Annotated in this window: 20 protein-coding genes and 1 tRNA gene; 9 read left to right on the top strand and 12 right to left on the bottom strand. The window is 73.2% G+C overall.

From position 1 onward, the window contains the following. The first annotated feature begins 65 nt into the window (after positions 1 to 65). The gene (locus GA0070607_RS18570; protein WP_089019338.1) at positions 66 to 2,198 is read left to right on the top strand and encodes a transglycosylase domain-containing protein; all 2,133 of its coding nucleotides are present in this window, start codon (positions 66 to 68) and stop codon (positions 2,196 to 2,198) included. A gap of 10 nt (positions 2,199 to 2,208) precedes the next feature. Here the strand turns inward: GA0070607_RS18570 and GA0070607_RS18565 are convergent, their stop codons facing one another. After that, entirely contained in the window at positions 2,209 to 2,778 is a 570-nt protein-coding gene (locus GA0070607_RS18565) for a GNAT family N-acetyltransferase (protein ID WP_089019337.1), read from the bottom strand. Next, on the bottom strand, positions 2,775 to 4,178 hold the full coding sequence (locus GA0070607_RS18560; RefSeq protein WP_089019336.1) for a cobyrinate a,c-diamide synthase: 1,404 nt from the start codon (positions 4,176 to 4,178) through the stop codon (positions 2,775 to 2,777). The genes GA0070607_RS18565 and GA0070607_RS18560 overlap by 4 nt, the downstream gene beginning before the upstream one ends. A 172-nt stretch (positions 4,179 to 4,350) precedes the next feature. Here GA0070607_RS18560 and GA0070607_RS18555 point away from each other — a divergent pair, with 172 nt between their 5' ends. Beyond that, positions 4,351 to 5,172, top strand: a complete 822-nt coding sequence (locus GA0070607_RS18555) for an SURF1 family cytochrome oxidase biogenesis protein (RefSeq protein ID WP_089019335.1) — start codon at positions 4,351 to 4,353, stop codon at positions 5,170 to 5,172. Between the two features lie 28 nt (positions 5,173 to 5,200). Here GA0070607_RS18555 and GA0070607_RS18550 read toward each other — a convergent pair whose 3' ends face one another. From GA0070607_RS18550 to GA0070607_RS18530, 5 genes are all read right to left on the bottom strand, one after another. After that, positions 5,201 to 6,793, bottom strand: coding sequence for an ATP-dependent DNA ligase (locus tag GA0070607_RS18550; RefSeq protein ID WP_172899062.1), 1,593 nt, complete (start codon positions 6,791 to 6,793; stop codon positions 5,201 to 5,203). Positions 6,794 to 6,877: 84 nt separating this feature from the next. After that, complete coding sequence (locus tag GA0070607_RS18545; protein ID WP_074313863.1) at positions 6,878 to 7,084, bottom strand: hypothetical protein; 207 nt, start codon at positions 7,082 to 7,084, stop codon at positions 6,878 to 6,880. Positions 7,085 to 7,161: 77 nt separating this feature from the next. Then, positions 7,162 to 8,514, bottom strand: coding sequence for a dipeptidase (locus GA0070607_RS18540; RefSeq protein WP_172899202.1), 1,353 nt, complete (start codon positions 8,512 to 8,514; stop codon positions 7,162 to 7,164). A 36-nt stretch (positions 8,515 to 8,550) separates the two neighbouring features. Further along, positions 8,551 to 9,696 (bottom strand): M48 family metallopeptidase, encoded by a 1,146-nt coding sequence (locus GA0070607_RS18535; RefSeq protein ID WP_089019332.1) that lies wholly within the window; start codon positions 9,694 to 9,696, stop codon positions 8,551 to 8,553. A gap of 74 nt (positions 9,697 to 9,770) precedes the next feature. Further along, a complete protein-coding gene (locus GA0070607_RS18530) occupies positions 9,771 to 10,427 on the bottom strand; it encodes a uridine kinase family protein (RefSeq protein WP_172899201.1) in 657 nt (218 codons plus the stop codon). 358 nt (positions 10,428 to 10,785) lie between these two features. On the opposite strand from GA0070607_RS18530, the gene GA0070607_RS18525 reads away from it, so the two are divergent. Further along, positions 10,786 to 11,187: a rhodanese-like domain-containing protein gene (locus GA0070607_RS18525; protein ID WP_089021928.1), complete on the top strand. Its 402-nt coding sequence runs from the start codon at positions 10,786 to 10,788 to the stop codon at positions 11,185 to 11,187. 48 nt (positions 11,188 to 11,235) lie between these two features. Here GA0070607_RS18525 and GA0070607_RS18520 read toward each other — a convergent pair whose 3' ends face one another. The 3 genes from GA0070607_RS18520 to ssb all read right to left on the bottom strand — a co-directional run bounded on the left by GA0070607_RS18520 (position 11,236) and on the right by ssb (position 14,982). Continuing rightward, positions 11,236 to 12,777, bottom strand: coding sequence for a cobyric acid synthase (locus tag GA0070607_RS18520; RefSeq protein ID WP_089019330.1), 1,542 nt, complete (start codon positions 12,775 to 12,777; stop codon positions 11,236 to 11,238). Then, a complete protein-coding gene (locus tag GA0070607_RS18515; RefSeq protein ID WP_089019329.1) occupies positions 12,774 to 13,838 on the bottom strand; it encodes a cobalamin biosynthesis protein in 1,065 nt (354 codons plus the stop codon). Before GA0070607_RS18515 ends, GA0070607_RS18520 begins: the two co-directional genes overlap by 4 nt. Before the next feature lie 352 nt (positions 13,839 to 14,190). Next, the gene (ssb, locus tag GA0070607_RS18510) at positions 14,191 to 14,982 is read right to left on the bottom strand and encodes a single-stranded DNA-binding protein (RefSeq protein ID WP_089019328.1); all 792 of its coding nucleotides are present in this window, start codon (positions 14,980 to 14,982) and stop codon (positions 14,191 to 14,193) included. A 306-nt stretch (positions 14,983 to 15,288) separates the two neighbouring features. Between ssb and GA0070607_RS18505 the strand changes: the two genes are divergently transcribed. Continuing rightward, positions 15,289 to 15,720 (top strand): HPF/RaiA family ribosome-associated protein, encoded by a 432-nt coding sequence (locus tag GA0070607_RS18505; RefSeq protein WP_089019327.1) that lies wholly within the window; start codon positions 15,289 to 15,291, stop codon positions 15,718 to 15,720. 98 nt (positions 15,721 to 15,818) lie between these two features. Further along, complete coding sequence (locus GA0070607_RS18500) at positions 15,819 to 16,886, top strand: alpha/beta hydrolase (RefSeq protein ID WP_172899060.1); 1,068 nt, start codon at positions 15,819 to 15,821, stop codon at positions 16,884 to 16,886. Between the two features lie 45 nt (positions 16,887 to 16,931). On the opposite strand, the gene GA0070607_RS18495 is transcribed toward GA0070607_RS18500, so the two are convergent. Then, on the bottom strand, positions 16,932 to 17,639 hold the full coding sequence (locus tag GA0070607_RS18495) for a hypothetical protein (protein ID WP_089021927.1): 708 nt from the start codon (positions 17,637 to 17,639) through the stop codon (positions 16,932 to 16,934). 158 nt (positions 17,640 to 17,797) lie between these two features. On the opposite strand from GA0070607_RS18495, the gene GA0070607_RS18490 reads away from it, so the two are divergent. Together GA0070607_RS18490 and GA0070607_RS18485 are read left to right on the top strand one after the other, a co-directional pair. Beyond that, positions 17,798 to 17,870: transfer RNA gene (locus GA0070607_RS18490), tRNA-Arg, on the top strand. 519 nt (positions 17,871 to 18,389) lie between these two features. Continuing rightward, the gene (locus GA0070607_RS18485; RefSeq protein WP_089019325.1) at positions 18,390 to 18,734 is read left to right on the top strand and encodes a hypothetical protein; all 345 of its coding nucleotides are present in this window, start codon (positions 18,390 to 18,392) and stop codon (positions 18,732 to 18,734) included. A gap of 260 nt (positions 18,735 to 18,994) precedes the next feature. Here GA0070607_RS18485 and GA0070607_RS18480 read toward each other — a convergent pair whose 3' ends face one another. After that, positions 18,995 to 19,228, bottom strand: coding sequence for a GntR family transcriptional regulator (locus GA0070607_RS18480; RefSeq protein ID WP_231929974.1), 234 nt, complete (start codon positions 19,226 to 19,228; stop codon positions 18,995 to 18,997). 177 nt (positions 19,229 to 19,405) lie between these two features. Here GA0070607_RS18480 and GA0070607_RS18475 point away from each other — a divergent pair, with 177 nt between their 5' ends. Together GA0070607_RS18475 and GA0070607_RS18470 are read left to right on the top strand one after the other, a co-directional pair. Further along, positions 19,406 to 19,936 carry a hypothetical protein gene (locus GA0070607_RS18475; RefSeq protein ID WP_089019323.1) on the top strand — a complete coding sequence of 177 codons (531 nt, stop codon included), beginning with the start codon at positions 19,406 to 19,408 and terminating at the stop codon, positions 19,934 to 19,936. A gap of 390 nt (positions 19,937 to 20,326) precedes the next feature. Then, positions 20,327 to 21,004 (top strand): peptidase associated/transthyretin-like domain-containing protein, encoded by a 678-nt coding sequence (locus tag GA0070607_RS18470; RefSeq protein WP_157743176.1) that lies wholly within the window; start codon positions 20,327 to 20,329, stop codon positions 21,002 to 21,004. Positions 21,005 to 21,098: the final 94 nt, after the last annotated feature.

Raw genomic sequence — 21,098 nt, 5'->3', positions numbered from 1 at the left:
CGTCACCACCCGCCGGTTTATGAGTTCTTCTCATGTACGAATCGGAAATGTCATAACTTGGCCACGTGAGCAACCGACCCCTTGCTGCCGCTGGTCGACTCGTCCCTCTCCTCCGCGCCGGGCTGATCGCCGGCATCGTGATCGCCGCCGCCGCGTACCCGCTGGTCGCCGTCACCGGGCTCGGCGCGAAGGCCACAGCGCACGCCGTGGAGCAGAAGACCCGGCTGCTGGCCACCGCCCTGCCCGCCGAGACCTCGTACCTCTACGCCCCGGACGGCAAGACCGTGCTGACGATGTTCTACGAGGAGTACCGGCAGTACACCAAGCTGTCGGACATGTCGCCGAACATCCAGCAGGCGATCGTCGCCGCCGAGGACTCCCGCTTCTACCAGCACCACGGCGTCGACCCGAAGGGCGTGGCACGGGCCTTCGTGGCCAACACCCGCTCCAACGGCGTCTCGCAGGGTGCCTCCACCCTGACCATGCAGTACGTCCGGATGGCCCTGCGGGACAGCGCTACCACACCCAAGGAGGTCCAGGAGGCCACCCAGCAGACCAGCCTGCGCAAGGTCAAGGAGATGCGGATGGCGCTGGACCTGGAGAAGGAGATGAGCAAGGAGCAGATCCTGGAGCGCTACCTGAACTCGGCGTACTTCGGGCACCGGGCGTACGGCATCTACGCGGCCAGCGAGATCTTCTTCTCCAAGACCCCGAAGGACCTCACCCCGGTCGAGGCGGCCACCCTCGCCGGGCTGGTCAAGTCGCCGTCGGAGTACGACCCGGCCGACTCCGACCAGAAGGAGGCCACCGGGCGGCGCAACTACGTCCTCGACCGGATGAGCCAACTCGGCTACCTCTCCCCCGACTCGGCCGCCGCCGCGAAGACCGAGCCGATCCGGCTGAAGCTGACCAGCCCCCCGAACGACTGCGCCGCGGTGTCGGAGAAGTACAACAGTTGGGGCTTCGCCTGCGACTACCTGAAGAACTGGTGGAGCGCGCAGCCCGCGTTCGGCGCGAACCGGCTGGAACGGATGGACAAGCTGCGTCGGGGCGGCTACCGGATCGTGCTCAGCATCGACCCGAAGATCCAGGAGGCGGCCGAGAAGAACGTCGGCGCCAAGGAGGGCACCGGCAGCCCGTTCGCCAACGGCATAGTGGTCTCCGAACCGGGCACCGGGCGGGTGAAGGCGATGGCGGTGAACCGGACGTACTCGCTGGACCTGAGCGAGAATCCGCAGAGCTCCAACCCCGAGGCGGGGCCGAAGGTGAAGGCCAACTACCCGAACACTGTGGCGCCGCTGCTCGGCGGCGGTGACCTGCCGGGCTACCAGGCCGGGTCGACGTTCAAGATGTTCCCGATGCTGGCCGCGCTGGACTCGGGGATGACGCTCTCCACATCGTTCAACGCTCCGTACCGCTACAAGTCGGCCGTCTACGACGGCTGGGCGCCCTCCAACGCCAGTGGCGCGATGACCGGGCAGCAGACCATGTGGTCCGGCTTCGGCAAGTCGGTCAACACGTACTTCGTGTGGCTGGAGGAGCAGGTCGGCGCGGACCGGGCGGTCCGACTGGCCGAACAGCTCGGGCTGCGCTGGCGCACCGACGTCGACCGGGAGCAGGCGTCCCCGACCAAGGCGAAGAAGTGGGGCGCGTTCACCCTGGGCGTCTCCGACGCCACCCCGCTGGAGATGGCGAACGCGTACGCCGCCATCGCCGCCGACGGCCGGTACTGCGAGGCGATCCCGGTGCAGGCGATCATGAACCGGGACGGCACGCCGACCACATACGCCACCGCCAGCGGCATCGAGCGCGAGGTGGCCAAGCCGCGCTGCCGGCAGGTGGTCAGCGCGGACGCCGCCCGCGCGGCCACCGACGCCGCCCGCTGCCCGACCGGGGACACCCCGGCGCGCGGGGGCTGCGGCGGCTGGTCCACCGCCGACAGCGTCCGGGGTACGGTCGGCCGCCCGGTGGCCGGCAAGACCGGTACCACCGACAGCACCCGGTCCGCCTGGTTCGTCGGCTACACCCCGGAGTTGGCCGCGGCGAGCTTCATCTCCGACCCGGACAACCCGTTCAACGCGGTGGGCGACGGGCAGTCCCAGATCCCGATCGCGGCGGTCGCGGAGACCCTGCGCGACGGTCTGAAGGGTCAACCGACCCGCCAGTTCACCCCACCCTCGGACGCCATCGTCGGGTGACCGGCGAGGGTCAGCGCAGGTCGGCGGCGACGAACGACCAGAGTTCGAGGTCCACCCGGCCGCCGCGGACGAAACCGGCGTTGCGCAGCAGGCCCTCGTAGCTGAAGCCGGCCTTCTCGGCGACCCGGCGGGAGGCCAGGTTGCCGGGGGCCACCCGCAGCTCGACCCGCTGGAAGCCGTGCTCCAGGATCAGCGCGATGGCCACCGCGTCCACCGCCTCGGCCGCCAGGCCGAAGCCGCGCGCGTGCGGCGCCATCGCGTAGGAGATCTCGGTGGCCCGGGCGCCCCAGTCGGTGCGCCGGGTCCACAGCGAGCCCACCACCTGGCCGTCCTCCCGGCGGAGCACCGCCCAGTGGTCCCCGTCACCGCTGTCGCGCCGCTGCCGGGCCAGGTCGGTGCACCAGGCGTGCCCGTCGATCGGCCCGGAGTCGTCGGCCAGCGGCAGCCAGCGCCGGGTCAGCTTGTCGGCGAAGATCTCCCCGACCGCCGCCGCGTCGGCCGCGGTGTGCCGCCGCACCTCGGTGCGCGGGGTGGAGACGGTCAGCGCCGGGAAGCGGCGCACCGCCACCTGACCGATCACGCCGGCACCCCGCCGGGCTCCACGGGCACCGGCTCGGCCGCCGGGTCGGCTGCCGCCGCCGCGACCAGCCGGGCGGCGGTCGCCGGGTGGCCGGCCCAGTGCACTGTGAGCTGCGAGGCGTGCACGTTGCGCCAGACGAAACCCTCCGGCGTGCCGCCGTCCCAGCTCCACGCCGGGCGCTGACCGGATCGCGGGGTGAGCACCGCCCGGTGCTCCTTGTGCCCGACCAGCACAGTGCCGCGCGCGGCGACCACGCTGTCGGTCTGGGCGGTGGCCTCGCGGTAGCCCACCACCAGGCCGTCCCGGCTGACGCCTACCGCGTCCAACACGCCACACATCGGCAGCCCGTCCAGCTCCCGGGCCAGCCAGAGCAGGCCGGTGCCCTCGGCGACCACCGGACGCCCGGTGCGCGCCAACTCGGCCACGGCGATGCAGAGCCGCCGGTTGGCGGACAGCTGCTCGGCGTACGCCTCGGGCAGCGCGCCGCCGACGACCAGCGCGCGGGTGCCGGCGGGCAGCGCCTCGTCGCGCAGCGGATCGATCGTGACCACCTCGGCGCCGGCGGCCCGCAGCAGCTCGGCGGTCTCCGGGTGGCTGAAGCTGCCGCCCGGCCCGCCCGCGAGCGCCACCAGCGGGCGGTCCGCCGGGGCCGTCACCGGACCGAGCGCCTCCTCCGGCGACCACGCCGAGGCCGGCAGCGGCGGAGCGGAGCGGGCCAGCCCCAGCAGCCGTTCCAGGTCGACAGTGGCGGCGACGGCCTCGCCCAGCCGGCGGACCGCGCGGGCGGCGTCGGCGGACCCGCCGACCACCGGCACCACACCGTGCCGGCGCGACGGCAGTACCGCCGGCAGGTCCTGCCGGCGCAGCGCGCCGTAGACCGGCACGTTCACGTCATCCAGCGCCTCGCGCAGCATCCCCTCGTGCCGCGACGACGCCACCCGGTTGAGGATCACCCCGCCGAGCCAGAGTTGCTCGTCGTACGAGCGGAAACCGTGCACCAGGGCGGCCACCGACTGGCCCATCGCGGCCACGTCGACCACGAGCACCACGGGGCTGCGCAGCGCGGCCGCCGCGGCGGCGGTCGACTCCTGCTCCGGGCGTCCGCCGACCGAGTCGTACAGGCCCATGCTGCCCTGCACCACGGCGAGCCCGGCGCCCTCGGCGCCGTGCGCGACCAGCGGAGCGAGCCGGTCGACGCCGACCAGGCGGGGATCGATCACCCGGCCCGGCCGACCGGAGGCGAGGCCGAGGTAGGCGGCGTCGACGTGGTCCGGACCGAGCTTGAACCCGGCGACGTCGACACCCCGCTCGGCGAGGGCGGCGAGCAGCCCGATAGCCAGCGCGTTCTTGCCGTGCCCGGAGGACGGCGCGCTGAGCACCAGGCGCGGCACGACGGTCATCATCGACTCCTCGCGGGCGGCGGCGGGTACGCGACGGCGGACCGGTTGGACCGGTCCGTCCGCGTGACGATACCCGCCCCGCGCGACACGCGAGCACCGCCGATCGGGGCCGGTTCGGCCGTCACGGCCCGGTCCAGGTCAGTGGCGCCGGTCATACGGGTAGCCTCGGTGCGTGTACCGGTTCCTGCTGAGCCCACGCTGGCTGGGCGCTCTCGCCCTGACCCTGGTCGCGTCCGCGGTCATGGTCCTGCTCGGCAACTGGCAGCTGGACCGCTACCGGGGGCGCACCGAGATCAACGAGCGGATCGACGCCGGCCTGCGGATGGCCGCGGCTCCGCTGGCCGAGGCGCTGCGCGCTCCCGCCGGCGGCCCGGGGACGGCCGGCCCGGCCCCCGCCGAGGACAAGGTGTGGACGCGGGTCACCGTCAGCGGCCGGTACGACCCGACGAACATCGTCCTGGTCCGTGGCCGGACGGTGGACAGCCGGGTCGGCTTCGAGGTGCTCACCCCGCTGGTGCTCGCCGACGGCACGGCGCTGCTGGTGGACCGGGGTTGGGTCCCGCCGGCGCCGGGTGGGGCGATGGCCCAGCCGACGGTGCCCGCCACGCCGACCGGTGACGTGACGGTGGTCGGCCGGGTGCACGAGACCGAGAGCGGCGCCGGCGCGGTGAACCGCCGCGACGGGCGGCTGGAGACCCGGCGGGTCGGGGTGTCTCAGCTGGCCCGCGAACTGCCCTACCCGGTGTACGGCGCCTACCTGCTGCTGGACGAGCAGACCCCGGCGGCCGACCCGGTGTTCAAGGCGGTGCCGGTCGGGCACACCAACAACTGGCAGAACTTCGGCTACGTCGTGCAGTGGTGGCTCTTCGCCGTGATGGCCCTGTTCGGCTACGGCTGGGTGGCCCGCCGGGAGGCCCGCCGGGCCGCCGGCATCGGCACCACCTCGACACCTGTGGACCGGGCCGCCGAGCCGGCGCCGAGCGCGTCCGGCTGACCGCCTGGCCTGCGGCCGGTGCGGCCGGTCAGCCGGTGGGACGGCCGGCGTGGATGGCGCGAACCGCGTCGATGGTGTCCGCCTCGGCGGCGGACTTGTCGTCGCGATACCGCACCACCCGGGCGAACCGCAGCGCCATCCCGCCCGGATAGCGCGAACTCGTCTGCACCCCGTCGAAGGCGATCTCCACCACCTGCTCGGGGCGGACCCGGACCACCCAGTCGCCGCGCTCCACCGCGAGGTCGAGGAAGCGCTCGGTCTGCCAGCGCAGCAGCTCGTCGGTGAGCCCCTTGAACGTCTTGCCGAGCATCACGAAGTCGCCGGTGCGCGGGTCCCGCGCACCGAGGTGCAGGTTGGACAACCAACCCTGCCGCCGGCCGCTGCCCCACTCGACGGCGAGCACCACCAGGTCGAGGGTGTGCCGGGGTTTGACCTTGACCCAGGCCGAGCCGCGCCGACCGGCGTCGTAGGGCGCGTCCGGCGCCTTGACCACCACGCCCTCCTGGCCGGCGTCGATGGCGGCGGCGAACGCCGCCCCCGCCTGCTCCGGGTTGTCGACCTCCAGCCGCCCGACCAGCAGCGACGCGTCCACCGCACCGGCGAGGGCCGCCCACCGCTCCCGGCCGGGCAGGTCGATCAGATCCTCGCCGTCGAGGTGCAGCAGGTCGAAGAAGTACGGCGTCAGCACGGTCTCGCCGGCGCTGGCGGCGGCCGCGAGCACCGCCGGGGCGACAGGTGTGCGCCCCGTGGTGCTGGGCGTGGTGCGCCGGGCGGCCCGGCTGGACGTCTGCTGGAACGGCAGCGGGCGGCCGGTCTCGTCCAGGCCGATCGCCTCGCCGTCGAGCACCAGCTCCCGGCCGGGCAGGGCGCGGACCGCGGCGACCACCTCGGGCACCCGGCTGGTGATCTCGTCGAGGCTGCGGGTGAAGACGGCGATGTCGGCGCCGGACCGGTGGACCTGGATGCGGATGCCGTCGAGCTTCACGTCGACCACCGCCGGCGTGCCGGTCGCGGCCAGCGCCTCATCGACCGAAGGGGCGCTCTGGGCGAGCATCGGCGCCAGCGGCCGGCCGACCCGCAGGCCGAACCCGGCCAGCTCGGCGGCACCTCCGGCCAGCGCGGCCACCGCCACCGCGCGCAGGTCACCGGCGAGCAGCAGGGCTCGACGGACCGCCGCCACCGGCACCTCGGCGGCCCGCGCCACCGCGTCGGCGAGCAGCCCGGCCTGGGCGCCCTGCCGCAGCTCACCGCTGAACAGGTTGGTGAGCAGCCGCTGCTCCTCGGCCGTCGCCGCCGCGTAGAGGGCCCCGAGCAGCGCTCGGCGTCGGGCCTGCGAGCCCGCGCCCCGCACAGCGGCGATCTGCTCGATGGCCGCGTCGACGGCGGCCACGGTCAACGTCGGCTCGGCAGCCGGCGGCGGCAGGTCACGCAGGCTCGCATAACCCACGCCGGTCTGTCGCTGACGCAGCTCGCCGGCGAGATAGCCGGCGCCGGGTTCCACCTCGGTCGGGTCGAGACGGCGCAGCGCGTCGGCGAGCAACTCCACCTTGGCACGCCGGCCGCTGGTGGCGCCGACGGCGGCGGACGTGGCTGCCAGGTCGAGGAACCGCACGAGACTCATCCTGCCAGTCGCCCCCGACACCGCCCGGGCATTGCCGTGCCCGGGCGGTGTCGGCAGGACGCCGCCGACCACGTGGACGGCGGATCAGGCGGAGACGGGTTCCTCGATGCGCAGCCCCCGGGCGCGGACCTCGCCGGCGACCCGGGAGAGCACCGAGTCGAGGGCGACCAGGGCGGCGGAGAGCTCGCCGAGCTGTTCTTTGAGCGTGTCCTCGGACCACGCGGAGACGTCGACATCCCCCAGGGCGCTGACGGCGGCCCCCAACCGGGCCATCACCTCGTTCGTACTCATGTTCGAAAGGCTATAACAGCCCCGCGCCCGACACACCGCAAACTCCCAGATCAGACCGGAAGTTACGGTTCCGACACCTATGGCGTGTTCGAGCCCGCCGCGGCCACCTTGCCCAGCAGCAGCGCCTCGGCGAGGCAGACCCGGGCGAACTCCCCGAGGTGCAGGCTCTCGTTCGGGCCGTGCGCCCGGGCGTGCGGGTCCTCCACACCGGTGACCAGGATCGCCGCCTTCGGGAACATCTCCTGGAAGGTGGCGATGAACGGGATCGACCCGCCGACGCCGATGTCCACCGGGTCGGTGCCGTCCCAGGCCTCCCGGAACGCCGAGCGGGCGGCGTCGAACATCGGCCCGGACGCGTCGATCACGCAGGGGTCACCGTCGTGCTCGAAGGAGACCGTCACCTGCGCGCCCCACGGCGCGTGCTTCTCCAGGTGCGCGCGCACCGCCGCGTACGCCCGCTTGGGGTCGTCGCCCGGGGCCAGGCGGATGCTCAGCTTCGCCTTCGCCGACGGGACCAGGGCGTTCGGCGCCTCGCCGGTGGACGGCGCGTCGATGCCGAGCACCGCCAGCGCGGGCTTGGTCCAGAGCCGGTCGGTGATCCGGCCGGTGCCGATGAACTGCACGCCCTCGGACAGCCCGGCCTCGCCCCGGATCCGGTCCTCCGGGTAGTCGACGGTGGCGCCCTCGCGGCCGACCAGCCCGTCCACCGCCACGTCACCGGCGTCGTCGTGCAGGGTGGCCAGCAGCCGGACCAACGCGGTGAGCGCGTCCGGGACGGCACCGCCGAACATGCCGCTGTGCACCGCGTGGTCCAGCGTACGGACCTCGACGAAGCAGTTGACGATGCCGCGCAGCGAGGTCGTCAGCGCCGGTACGCCGATGTCCCAGTTGCCGGAGTCGGCGATCACGATGACGTCCGAGGCGATCTCGTCGCGGTGCTCGGCGAGCAGCCGCTCCAGCGAGTCGGAGCCGTACTCCTCCTCGCCCTCGATGAAGAGGACCACGCCGACCGGCAGCGCGTCACCGTACGCGCGCAGCGCCGCGATGTGCGCCATGATGCCGGCCTTGTCGTCGGCCGCGCCGCGACCGTAGAGCCGGCCGTTCCGCTCGACCGGCTCGAACGGGTCGGACTCCCACAGCGACCGGTCGCCTACCGGCTGCACGTCGTGGTGGGCGTAGAGCAGCACGGTGGGCGCACCGGCCGGCGCGGCACGGCGGCCGATCACCGCGGGCTGCCCGCCGGAACGCACGATGTCGACGTCCAGGCCACAGCCGCGCAGCAGCTCGGCGACCGCCTCGGCGGAGCGCTCCACGTGCGAGTGGTCGAAGCCCTCGAAGGCGATGCCGGGGATGCGGACGAGACGTTCCAGGTCGGCCCGGACGCCGGGCATCTCCCGCTCGACGGCGGCCCGCACCTGGGACTCGGACATGATCGGTGTGGTCATGACCGGCATCGTATGCCGGCCTTACCCCGACGTGCCGGCCGAGCCCGTACTGTCACCGGCTCCCGCCGGGCCGGCGCCCGCCGTCGCGCCGGGCGCGGTCCGGCCGGCCCGGTGCGCGCGGCCTGCGGCCTCGGTGGCGGCGTCCATCCAGGAACGGGCCCGGCCCGCGGTGCCGCCCACCCACTCGCCGACGTCGCTGGCGCCGTCGCCGAGCCGACGCAGCAGCCCGACCAGCGGATCGGTCGACCGGCTGAACTCCTCCCGGTACGACTCGGCCGCCGCCTTGATCTCCTCCGAGACGCTGGTCGACCCGTCGTCGTCGCGGCGCGGGTAGTCCCCGGCCAGCACCCGCCCGTACGCCCCGGAGTCGATCCACTGCCGCAGCTGGGCGGCGCGTGCCACCGGCACCGGGTGCGTGCTCCACGCGGTCATCCGGATCTTGTGCAGGCTGTCCCGCAGGTCGCCGCCACCGGCGTACTCGGCCGCCTGCTCGAGGAATGCGGTGGTGTCGATCTGGGACAGGTCGCCCCCGCCGGCGAGCTTCATCAGCAGCCGCAGGGCGGCCGCCGGGTCCTGCCCGGCGAGCAGACCGGCCCGGTCGGCGGAGAGCTCCGCCTTGCGCCACCACTCCAGCATCGCCGCGATGATCGCGCGCAGCGCGAACGCGCCGACCGGCAACCAGCTCAGGTTGGCCGCCCAGCGGGTGAGGATCATGAGCATCGTCTTGTAGACGGCATGCCCGCTGCCCACGTGCCCCAGCTCATGGCCGAGCAGACAGCGCAGCTCGTCCTCGTCGAACTGCTGCACGCAGGCGGAGTTCAGCACGATGAACGGCCGGTCCAGGCCGACCGCCTCGGCGCCCAGCCAGGGCGAATGCGTCACGTACAGCTCAGGAAGCTCGGCGACGTCGAGCGCAGCGGCGGCCTCGGTGTAGCGCTGCCAGACCGCCGGGTACTGCCGGTGGTCGACCCGGATGCCCGAGGCCAGCACGGAGAGCCGGAAGCCGCGCTCGTTCCACATGCCGAAGAACGCCCGCACCACGTCGTCGAAACCCCGCAGCTCACGCAACGCGACAAGGGCGCCCCGGTCGGCCGGATGCTCCCAGGCCCGCGAGCTGATGCCGGTGAGGGTGATGCGGCGCCGCGCGGGCGAATCCGCTGTCGACATGAGAAGTCCCCCGTTCGCCGCGCCTGAGTCTCCTCGCATCGTGCCGCAGCCGGTGGCACACGTCCATGCCCCGCTCAGCGGATGCGCACGTAGTACCGGTCCGTGTCGTGCGGCAACCTCGGCGCGCCGTCGACCACCAGGTCGGCCCGGGTGGCCGTGTCGTCGGCGGCGAAGTGCGCACGTTCCCCGGCGTGCCAGCGGCGCAGCTCGGGCAGGATCTCCGGCCCGTCGCGGGCGACCGCGCGGGTCAGCCGCAACGAGGCGGGGGCGGTGACGAAGGCGGCCAGAGTCAATTCCGGCCGAACGGCGGCGCGCGCCGCGCTGACCCCCTCCAGGATCAGCACCGGCGCGGCCGGCACCGGGACCGGGCGGGGCAGGAAGCATCGCCGCACCCAGCTGTAGCGCCGGTAGGAGCCGGGCCGCCCCGCACGCAGCGGGCCCAGCACCCACTCGTCGAGCCGGGGCCAGAAGGTGAGCTGGTCGTCCCAGCCGTCGAGCAGGTCGTCGGTGTGCACCACAGGCGGTCGGGCAGCGCCGGGCAGCGCCGCCAGGGCGTCCGCGAGGTGCGCGGCGAACCGGCTCTTGCCCGCGCCGCTCGGCCCGTCGACCGCGACCAGCCGGGTCCGACCCAACCGTGCCGGGCCTGCGAGCACCCGGCGCGCCAGCTCGGCGTACGCCTCGACGACCGCCACGGGCGGGCTTGCTTCCGGCCGGCCGGTTTCGGGGCTCAGCGCAGCCTCGCGTGTTCCGGCCGCCTCAGGGCGGGATGGTGGATGCCGTCGAGGAGCGGCCCTCGGCCGGCTGGTTCGGACACCACCGAAGTATGCCGCCGCCGGCGCAGGTCAGGGTGATCGACTCCAGATCGCTGATATCGCGGTGTCCGCCGACAGGGATACCGCGAGATCGGGGAAACCGAGTCGATCACGCCGAATCAGCGGCCAGGTTGGGCCGGGCTGACACGTCCGGCTGACCGCCACGGCCGGGCACCGTCACGTCCGAGGGATTTGGGGCGACGACGGGTGATGCGGGGCCCGTTCGCCGCCCGACGCGCACCCGAATCGGCATGATCGGGTGGTGCTCCGAGACGTGATGAGCCCCGGCGTCGACGCCCTGCTCGAACAGGCCCGCGCCGGGCTGCACCGACTGACTCCGCAGCAGACCGTCGAGGCGGTCCGCGGCGGCGCGCTGCTGGTCGACACCCGTACCGAGACGCAGCGCCGCGACCAGGGGGACCTGCCCGGGGCGGTCGTCATCGACCGGACGGTGCTGGAGTGGCGACTCGACCCGGCCAGCGAATGGCGCATCCCGGAGGCCACCGGCTACGACCGGGAGATCGTGCTGGTGTGCCGGGAGGGGTACAGCTCCAGCCTGGCCGCCGCCAGCCTGCAGACGCTCGGGCTGCTCCGGGCCACCGACATGATCGGTGGTGTCGACGCGTGGCTCGCCGCCGGCCTTCCCACCACCGACCGCCCCGCCGACGTCCGCCACTGACGGCGGTGCGAGTCGGGGACGCGGTGACCGGGCGGGCGGCGTCGCCGGTCAGGCCGGTGGCGGACCGGGTGGGATGAATGGGAGGCCGGGGGGCGGGCCGGTCTCGATGAGGCGCCAGAGGGCGTCGGTGTCCAGATGCTCCTCCACCAGGTCGCCGAGCAGGTCGAGGGAGCGTTCCCGGGCGGCGGCGAAGCTGGTGTCGGGTGCGACCCGGAACCCGGTGCGACCGGCCAGCCGGGCCGCCTCGGTGAGGAAGCGGCGGCGGAAGCCGTCGGACTCGAACGCCCCGTGCCAGTGCGTGCCGTGCACCACGCCGAGCACCGCGCCCTCGCCGGCACCGTCGCTCCCGGTCAGCAGCGGGGTCAGGGTCGGGTCGGTCTGCGAGACGTACCCGTGGTGGATCTCGTAGCCCCGGACCGGCAGGTCGCCGTGGGCGGTGCCCACCGACTGCCGGACGGTCTTGCGCGGATCGAAGGTGATCTCGATGGGCAGCAGGCCGAGGCCCGGCACACTGCCCTGGCGACTCTCCACCGGATCGTGGATCGCGCGCCCGAGCATCTGGAAACCGCCGCAGAGACCCAGCAGCGGCTTGCCGGCCGCCGCGTGGGCCAGGACCGCGTCGGCGAGGCCGGTCTCGCGCAGCCAGGCGAGGTCCGCCACTGTCGACTTGGACCCGGGCAGGACGACCAGGTCGGCGGCGGCCAGCTCGGCTGGTTCGACGGTGAGGCGTACGCGGACGCCCGGCTCGGTGGCCAGCGCCTCCACGTCGGTGGCGTTGCTGATCCGGGGCAGCCGGACGACGGCCACGTCCAGCCACTCGGTGCCGTGCGGGGCGGCCGGGCGACCGAGCACCCGACCGTAGGCGAGCGAATCCTCGGCGTCGAGCCAGAGGTCGAGCGCCCAGGGCAGCACCCCGTACGTGGGGCGGCCGGTGACGTGGCGCAGCATGTCCAGCCCCGGCTGGAGCAGGCCGAGGTCGCCCCGGAACTTGTTGATCACGAAGCCGGCGATCAGCGCCTGGTCGGCCGGGTCGAGCAGGGCCACAGTGCCGAACATCGAGGCGAAGACGCCACCCCGGTCGATGTCGCCGACCACGATCGCGGGCAGGTTGGCGTGCCGGGCCAAGCCCATGTTGACGTAGTCCCCGGCCCGCAGGTTGATCTCGGCAGGGCTGCCGGCACCCTCGCAGATCACCACGTCGTACGCATCCCGCAGCTCAGCCAACGCCGCGTACGCGGTCTGGGCGAGCCGGGGACGCAGTTGCCGGAAGGTGCCGGCGGTGATCGTGTCGACCGCCTCGCCGAGCAGCACGACCTGGCTGGCGAGGTCGCTGCCCGGCTTGAGCAGCACCGGGTTGAAGCGCAGGTCGGGGGCGATGCCGCAGGCGGCAGCCTGCATGGCCTGGGCCCGGCCGATCTCGCCACCACGCCCGTCCGGCCCGACCACCACCGCCGAGTTGTTCGACATGTTCTGCGCCTTGAACGGCGCCACCTTCACGCCCTGCCGGTGCAGCCAGCGGCAGATGCCGGCGGTGAGCACACTCTTGCCGGCGTCGGACGTGGTGCCGGCGACCAGCAGCCCACCGCTCACCGCCCGCTCCCCTGGCCCGCCACGACGGCTCGCAGCCCGCGCCGGGCAACAGCACCGGCCGGCCCGCGCCGCCCGGCGGCCGCGCTCAACCCGCGTCGCCCGACGGCGGCGGCCAGACGTCCGACGGTCAACGGGTACGCGGCGGCCAGCCCGAGGGCGGCCAGGCCGACCGCGCCGGAGATCCGGGCGGCTCGCCTGAGGTGCCGCGCCTCGGGGCGGGGACCGTCGCCCAGGAAGGGGCGCACCTCGGAGCGCCCGAAGTAGACGTTGCGGCCGCCGAGGCGTACCCCCAGCGCGCCGGCCATCGCCGCCTCGCACTGACCGGCGTTGGGGCTCGGATGGTCGTTGCGGTCGCGCCGCCACACCCGCCACGCGCGTTCCCGGTCGCCGTTCGCGACCGGCGCGACCGCGATGGTGAGCAGCCCGGTCAGCCGGGACGGCACCAGGTTGAGCAGGTCGTCCAGCCGGGCGGCCGGGGTGCCGAACCGCGCGTAGCGCGCCGACCGGTGCCCGACCATCGCGTCGAGGGTGTTGGCCGCGCGGTAGCCCAGCAGCCCGGGCAGGCCGGCGACCGCGCCCCAGACCAGCGGGGCGACCACCGCGTCGGAGGTGTTCTCCGCGACCGACTCGACGGTGGCCCGGGCCAGTTCCGACTCGCCCAGGGTCGACGGGTCCCGGCCACAGAGGTGACCGAGGCGTCGCCGGGCGGCGGGCAGGTCGCCGTCGCGCAGCGCCGCACCCATGACGGTGGCCTCGTGCCGCAGGGTGCGACCGCCCAGCACGGTCCAGGTGCCGGCGGCCACGAGCACCGCCCGGGTCACCGGCCGGCGTCGGGTGGCAACCGCGGCGGCTGCCCCGAGCAGCACCGGCCCACCAACGGCCAGCGCGGTGAACAGCACCCCGGCCGTCCGGTCCGGTCGGTAGAGCCGCCGCTCCAGCGCGCCGGCGGCCTGCCCGAAGCCGGCCACCGGGTGCCACCGGCGTGGGTCGCCGAGCAGCCTGTCCAGCGCGTACCCGGCCAGCAGCCCCACCGCGTTCGCCACCGGCGCTGTCCGTCGCACGCGCACCACCTCCGGCCGGCCAGCCTAGACGAGCGTCCCGTGAACCAGCCCGGCCCGGCACGCCCCGACCACCCCGCCCAACCTGCTCGCCGCGCCGGGCAGCGGGCGGTCGCGGGTGCGGCAGAGGCCGGCCGCAGGGCGGCGCCGGGCGTTGGCGGCCGAGCCACGGGCGTCACGCGGGGTGACAACGCCGATCGCGTCGCCACCCCGCCCCCGTTCGTGACGTGCCGCCGGAGCACCCGCGCACCGGTGCCGCCCGCACACCGGTCGCGCCGCCGCCAAGCGGTCGCGCCGCCGCCTGGCCGCCATCCCGGCCGTCGTCCCAGACAGCCGGGATGGCGGAGCCGAGAGGTCACGCCGGCTGCGGGACCCGCCCCCGGCCACGCCGCCCCCGACCGGAGGGCGTGGGCTCCGGCCGGCCCTCGTCCGGCACCGGCCCCAACTCGTCGTCCGGCTGGTCGTCGTCCGGCTGGTCGTCGTCCGGCTGCTCGTCGTCCGCCCCGGGCGGGAGGGCCAACTCGTCGTCGTCGAGCCCCGCCGGGCCGTCGGCGTCGCCGCCCCGCGCGCCGCCGGCGCTGAGGGAAGCGTCGTCGTCGACCGGGCCCACCGCGGTGAACGGACCGGACTGCGCCGCGCCGAAGTCGGGCAGCTCGAAGTCGTCGTCCAGCGGGCGGGGGTCGGGCAGGACGGGCGTCTGCCCGGCCGGCACCGGCTCGGTGGGCTCACCGTGCACCCGGCTCTCGGCCTCCGCGTCCTCGGTCGTGCTGGTGGTCATGCTCGGGCGGTTGCGCAGGAACCGGGCCCGACCCCGGGACAGGTCGTGGCCGACGGCGACGGCCTCCAGCTCGTAGAGGGTGCGGTGGTTGCCGGCGTCGTCGGTCCAGTCGCGGGTGTAGAGCCGGCCGCAGACCACCACCGGGTCGCCGACCATCACGGAGGAGGCCACCCCCTCGGCGAGCCTGCGCCAGCAGTTGACGCGGACCCGAAGCGAGTTGCCATCGACCCAGCGGCCGCTGTCGCGGTCGAGCCGGCGGGCGGTGGAGGCGACCTTGAAGTTGGCCACCAGGGTGTTGCTCTGGGTGGTACGCCGCCACTCGGGCGTGGTCAGCACATTGCCGACGATTGTCACGTAAGTGTCGAACATCGTCCCTCCAGGGGGATCGGGGGCCTGCCAGCGCGAGTCGACTCGACACCGAGCCTCGGCGCTGCGGACGGTCCTCGCCAGCACCCAACCCACGGCCTGTGGACAACGACGCCACCTGTGGACAACTCCCTGATCAGGCCCGGATGTGGTACGGCCGACCCGCCCGGAGGGGCGTCAGCGGTTTCCGGGTCCGACCGAACTGGGTATGGACTTGATCAAGCACGACCGAACAGCTCCACGTCGACGAGAGGTCAGCGCCATGATGATCACCACGATCGGCTCCGCAACCGCTTGCGAGGCGCGGCGATGAGCGCCGTGACGAACCCGGCCACCGTGGCCGAGTGCCTGCGGGTGGGCGCCGGGTTCTCACAGGGCGACCGCGCCTGGATCGCCGAGCAGTTCGCCACCCTCGATGCCCGGCTCGCCGGCTTCCACGCCGACGCCACCGAGCTGGAGGTGTCGGTGAAGGACCGCGAGGCGCGGGGGCAGAAGGTCACCCTGGAGTGCTGGATCGCCGGCCGGCAGAAGATCGTCACCACCTCTGGCGAGGAGGACCTGCACGCGGCGCTCAACGACGTCCGCGACGACCTGCGCCGGCGGCTCAACGACGCCAAGACCCGTCAGGAGCCTCGGCACAACAAGCACCTGCGCGACGTCAGCCAGCCGCAGGATGAGGTCGATCCGGCTGAGGCACTCCCCGACGCCGACCCGAGCCGTGCCGACGCGGAAACCGTCTGACGCGTACCCCGGTATGCCCCGGCCGGCTGGCATGGCCGGTCGGGGCGGCCGGATCCCGGGGCTACCGCCGGGTAGCTTGGCGGCGTAGCGTCGCGAACGTGGAACCGGACGTGTTGGGGCCGCCGTACGAGCGGCAGACGATCGACCTGGGCACCGACGACGAGGGCCCGGTCGTCGCGACAGTGGTCCGGCGGCGGGCCGAGCGCCCCACCGGGCGGGCGGTGCTCTACGTGCACGGCTTCGTCGACTACTTCTTCCAGACCCACCTGGCCGACTTCTTCGCCGAGCGGGGCTGGGACTTCTACGCCCTCGACCTGCGCAAGTACGGTCGCAGCCTGCTCCCGCACCAGACCCCGAACTTCTGCAGCGACATCAGCGACTACTTCCCGGAGCTGGACGCCGCCGCCGAGATCATCCGCAAGGACGACGGGCACGACACCCTGCTGGCGATGGGCCACTCCACCGGCGGCCTGATCACCTCGCTCTGGGCGGACGCCCGCCGCGACGCCGGCACCGTCGACGGCCTCGTGCTCAACAGCCCCTTCTTCGACCTGAACGCCCCCTGGGCGGTGCGCCGACCCCTCGCGGCCGCCGTCTCCCGGCTGGGCCGCAGGGCGCCGCACCGCATCGTGCCGTTCGGGCTGGGCACGGTGTACGGCGAGAGCCTGCACGCCGACCACCGGGGCGAGTGGACCTACGACCTGGCGTGGAAGCCGCTGGCCGGGTTCCCGGTCCGGGCCGGCTGGCTGAACGCGATCCGCACCGGCCAACGCCGCCTGCGCGCCGGGCTGGACATCCAGGTGCCGGTGCTGCTGGCCTGCTCGACCCGCTCGTTCCGGGGCACCAAGTGGCACGACAACGCCACCCTTGCCGACGCCGTGCTGGACGTGGAGCACATGGTCCGGTATGCGCCCCGCCTCGGCCGGCACGTCACCCTGGCCCGCTTCGACGGCGGGCTGCACGACCTCACGCTCTCCGGCCCCGCCGTACGCGCGAAGGTCTTCGACGAGGTCGGCAGGTGGGCCGAGGCGTTCCTCGCCGCCGGCCCCACCGCCCCGGCCGACGACGTGGCGGCCGAGGACGAGTCGAGCGAGGACGCCGTGCAGCTGCCGGAGAGCCGGCGTCCGGCGTCCGATCCAGAAGGTGCGGCGACGACCGGCGGCTGACCCGGCCCGACCACGCCCGCCACACCACCCGCCGAGCGGCGTGCCTCAGTCGTCGCCGGACGCGGGCGGGAGGACGGCGCTGATCCGGTCGAAGGTCGCCACCGGGTGACCGCCGACACCGGGCAGCACCAGGCCCAGGCAGTACAGCGACGCCTCCCCGGCCGCGTCCGCCTGCACGACGAAGACCGGCGCCCCGACGTACCCCGATGGCAGCTCAGTGGTGATCCGCACGGCGTCCCCGTCGCGGACCACCCGCTCGATGGCCACCTCCAGTGGCCGCGACCCGTCTTCGCGTACCCCATGGGCCAGCACGAAAGCGGAACTGGCGTCGGTGCCGAGGCGGGCGACCACCTCGGGCCCGGCGGCGATCCCGGCGGGCACCGGCTGCACCCGCCAGCGCCAGCCGCCGTCACCGGCGTACCGGTGCAACCCACCGGTGGGCAGCACCGCGATGCCGTCGCCGGGGAAGCGCGCCCAGCCGGGTTTGATCTCGGCCTCCGCGACGGCGTCCGGTGCGACCCCGGCCGGCTCGGTGACACTCGCCCGCAGACTCAGCTCCCCGCCGGGGGTGCCCACCAGGTCGGCCGCCGTCAGCAGCGACTCCCCCACCGGGTCCTCGGTGCCCTGGAAGAAGAACGCGGTGCCGAAGCGCCGGTCGGTGGCGTCCGACGACCGGTACGGCAGGATGGCACGGCCCACGATCTGGCACAGCTCGTAGGCGACGTCGTTCTCCGCGTCGGGGTCCAGCAGCACCAGCCGAGGGTACGGGCCCGCGCCGGGTCGGTCCGTGGGAACCCGGATGCCGGTCACCGGGTCCCCGTGAGACCCTGCTCGGCAACGTGGACGCGGGCACCCTTTTCCCCGTCGGCCGGCGGGTCGGCGGTACCCTCTGGGCGCGACACCCACGCCGCGCGCCCGTAGCTCAGCGGATAGAGCAGGGGACTTCTAATCCCAAGGCCGCAGGTTCGAATCCTGCCGGGCGCACCCACCTCACCGCAGGTCAGCGGCTTTCCGCTCCGGGTCCTAGCGATCATCACGGCTCCCGTACAGCCAAGTCACCCGAAGAGGTGCTTCGCGGCCTCGTCCACGGCCGCCCGCTCAATCTCCGGCAGGACGTGGGCGTAGGTGTTCAATCGTCAGCCCGATCTGGCTGTGACCGAGCACCTTCGTCACGGGTCCGGGGCGAGGCACCGGAGACGAGCAGGAATGTGGCGGCGGCGTGCCGCAGGTCGTGCAGACGCAACCAATCAAGGCGGCCCGCAAGCGGGCCGCGACGGCCCGGCCCCGGCCTGCTGGCGACCTCCGGCCGGCATCGGCCGGGCCAGCCGGCCACGCTGAGGGACGACACGATGAGAGGACCTCGGGGCTCTGCCCCAAACCCCGGCCCTCCTCAGAGATGCCGCCGCAGATCACCTCGACGGACACCACAAGGGCTACCAGCCTCCCTGGAAGGTCTACGACTGCCCGACGAGGAGATCCGCTTTAAGACCTTATGGTTCCCGCATGATGCAGGTCCCTCCGATCCCCGAGCAGCCGGCGTTCCTTGCTCGCATGCACCTCCTGGCAACAGAAGTGGGCGAGGCGAGTGACGTGTACGCGGCTGGCTTGCGGCTGTGGGAGGAGGCTGGACGCGCAGTCGAGGCGGGGGAGCTTGCGGGGAATCTCTGCGCTTTATGGGGAGCCCTGACCGACTGGGTGGAGCTGAAGCCGGACGAGGCGGACCAGGCTGAAGCCGCAATGAGGCAGGCAGCGCAGGATTGGCTTGGCGTGGACCAGGCGGACCGCTGTGCGGTCGAGCGCTATCTCGATCACTGGCTGCACGACATCTGCGGTTACGAGCGCACCTAGTGCCCTGCGGCCGCCGCGAGGACTGAGCGCTGTACAGCCAGTCGTACAGCCAAGACCACCGGCTGACGCCGACGCCACCCGACAACGACGGATGGGCTGACCAGGTGTGCAGCCACCCAATCAGCCATCCGCGATCTTCTTCTAATCCCAAAGCCGCAGGTTCGAATCCTGCCCGGCGCACCCGCCACCAGCGGAAACCCCTTCATGGATGATCTCCGATATCGCCCGGTACAGCCCCGGTACAACCGCGTCAGCAGTGGTCAGCCCTGTTCGGCAACGAAGGTGCCCCGCGCGTGCACGGTGACGACCAAGCCCCTGTCGCGTAGCTCGCGCATGGCCATCCGCACCGTGCCTCGCGCTACGCCGTAGGTCTGCTGCAAGTGGAGCTCACTCGGCAACGGCTGCCCGGGGCGCAGCTTGCCTTCCTCGATCTGCTCCGCGAGCAGGTCCGCCAACTGCCGATAGATCGGCACATTGGACAGCGGGCTCGTCATGGGCGGGAGCGTAGACACGCACATGATCTGTACGTGTTCGGGGTTGTCCAGCCTCTAGACGTCTAGTCACTAGACGTACATCGACTGTACGTTTGTCATGGCCAAAACCAAGGCGGCCCCCGACCAGCGATTGCGCCGCTGACCGAGGGCCTTGATCGCCTAGCTAGGAGGCGACCCGTGAGCACCCTACCCACCCCGCCCGCCTGCGGAGAACCAGCGACCGTCCGCATCGAGCTGTACACCGCCGACTCCCTCGACGCCTGCGCGTACACCTGTGCCGCGCACACGATCCACGTCACCGCCGTGGTGGTTAAGGCCGGGATGGACGCCCATCCGGTCGGCATGGCACCGGACGTGGATCGGCCCTGCGGCTACGTGCACGTCTATCCGACCGGCACCCTTGCCACCGAGCCCGCCGACCTGACCCACCCGCGCTGGTGCGACCGGGGCGACTGCGCGCGCAGGGGCCGACACCGTTCGCCAGCCCTGCACCTGGACACCAACCGGCCGGAGGCGTTCATCGTTGACGTGGCCCTGGTGCAAGCCCTGCACCCGGCCGCCGCGCCCATGGTTGCCCTGACCAGCGTGGAGGGCAGCGCCACGGCCTGCCTCCTGCTCTCCGTGGGGCAGGCGCGGGTATTGCGGTACCGGTTGGGCAACCTGATCGACATGACCAAGGCCACCCGCAACGGCGGGCGCTGGACGTAGCGCATTTAACCGACCCGCACAGCATTCGGGGCCGCAGGTGGTGAGCTAGGCGGCCCCGGTACCTGCGGTTCGCGTACTGCAACTGCGCCCTACGTTCCACCGTCGTTTGGTCCCGAGGCGGACAGGGGCGGTTCGGCCCGACAGCGCCGGCTGGCGATCGTGCTCGTCTAGGTCAATCACGTTGTGCCCGACCGACGTGGCGTCAGCCTAGGGTTTCCGTGGCCACGGCCGGACGACCCCGAGGTGCACATCAACGCCCCTCGGCCGGCCGCACAGCCTTCCGTACAGCCGGAAACAGCGGGCCACTCCCGGATTGCGAAGACGTTGACGGAGATCATCTTGCCGACTAGCTTGACCACGCTGTGACATTCTGAGAATTCGGGAGCTTGAATGGGTACGCGTAAGCGTTCTACTCGCCGTGGGCTCGTTGCTATGACCGCGTCACTGGTGCTGTTGGCCGTCGGTTCGACGCTGCTGGCGCCGCCCGCATCTGCGGCCGTCACGCTTTCGGTCAAGACGAAGGCTCCCCTCCAGCCGTCGATCAGCTTCCCGAACGGGGACAGCGTGGTGGAAGGCGGCCAGCTTGCCATCAGGTTCGACGCGAACGGTGACACCTCGGTGGCCAGCTACCGGTACAGCGTTGGCGGCACCGACCTGAGCAGCGTGGTCCGGTCGGGGCGTGATGGTGCGGCCACTGTGACGATCGACGTCGGCAACGTGAGCGGTGAGCGTCCGGTGTACGCGGTGGCGGTCGACCGCCGGGGCCGGCTCAGTCCCCTGGCGCAGGGATCCTTCACGGTGTCCGTCATGTGGAGCCTCCGGGGCCAGGCGATCGACACCTCCACCTGGCTGCCGCTGGCGGGGGCGACGATCCGGCTGGAGCCGGTCGGGATCGAGGCTGTCACCGGCCCCGACGGCGGCTTTCAGTTCGCCGTCGACCCGGGCCTCTACACGCTCACCGGCACGTACGCCGGCCCGCCCAGCCTCTCGGGCAGCAGCCAGCAGTTGGAGGTTGACGGTCAGGGACTGTGGTTCGACCTGTACCTGTTCCCCGAGTCGGTGAACTGACGACCGGTAGCGGTTAGATCGACCTACCTGATGGCCCCGGCGCTGAGCGCCGGGGCCATTGCCTCCGGCATTGTGCGGTCCTGACCCGGAGCGG

The sequence above is a fragment of the Micromonospora coriariae genome (assembly GCF_900091455.1).
GTDB classification, from domain to species: domain Bacteria; phylum Actinomycetota; class Actinomycetes; order Mycobacteriales; family Micromonosporaceae; genus Micromonospora; species Micromonospora coriariae.
Note: the sequence above shows the minus strand (reverse complement) of the source record. Positions and strands in the feature narration are given on the sequence as shown.

Coding starts and splice junctions, on each gene's coding strand:
- GA0070607_RS18545 (WP_074313863.1), bottom strand. CDS start 7,084: ATGAGTACGAACGAGGTGATGGCCCGGTTGGGGGCCGCCGTCAGCGCC.
- GA0070607_RS18535 (WP_089019332.1), bottom strand. CDS start 9,696: ATGTCGACAGCGGATTCGCCCGCGCGGCGCCGCATCACCCTCACCGGC.
- GA0070607_RS18505 (WP_089019327.1), top strand. CDS start 15,289: ATGAGCGCCGTGACGAACCCGGCCACCGTGGCCGAGTGCCTGCGGGTG.
- GA0070607_RS18485 (WP_089019325.1), top strand. CDS start 18,390: ATGATGCAGGTCCCTCCGATCCCCGAGCAGCCGGCGTTCCTTGCTCGC.
- GA0070607_RS18540 (WP_172899202.1), bottom strand. CDS start 8,514: ATGTCCGAGTCCCAGGTGCGGGCCGCCGTCGAGCGGGAGATGCCCGGC.
- GA0070607_RS18480 (WP_231929974.1), bottom strand. CDS start 19,228: ATGACGAGCCCGCTGTCCAATGTGCCGATCTATCGGCAGTTGGCGGAC.
- GA0070607_RS18550 (WP_172899062.1), bottom strand. CDS start 6,793: ATGAGTCTCGTGCGGTTCCTCGACCTGGCAGCCACGTCCGCCGCCGTC.
- GA0070607_RS18560 (WP_089019336.1), bottom strand. CDS start 4,178: ATGACCGTCGTGCCGCGCCTGGTGCTCAGCGCGCCGTCCTCCGGGCAC.
- GA0070607_RS18525 (WP_089021928.1), top strand. CDS start 10,786: ATGAGCCCCGGCGTCGACGCCCTGCTCGAACAGGCCCGCGCCGGGCTG.
- GA0070607_RS18470 (WP_157743176.1), top strand. CDS start 20,327: ATGGGTACGCGTAAGCGTTCTACTCGCCGTGGGCTCGTTGCTATGACC.
- ssb (WP_089019328.1), bottom strand. CDS start 14,982: ATGTTCGACACTTACGTGACAATCGTCGGCAATGTGCTGACCACGCCC.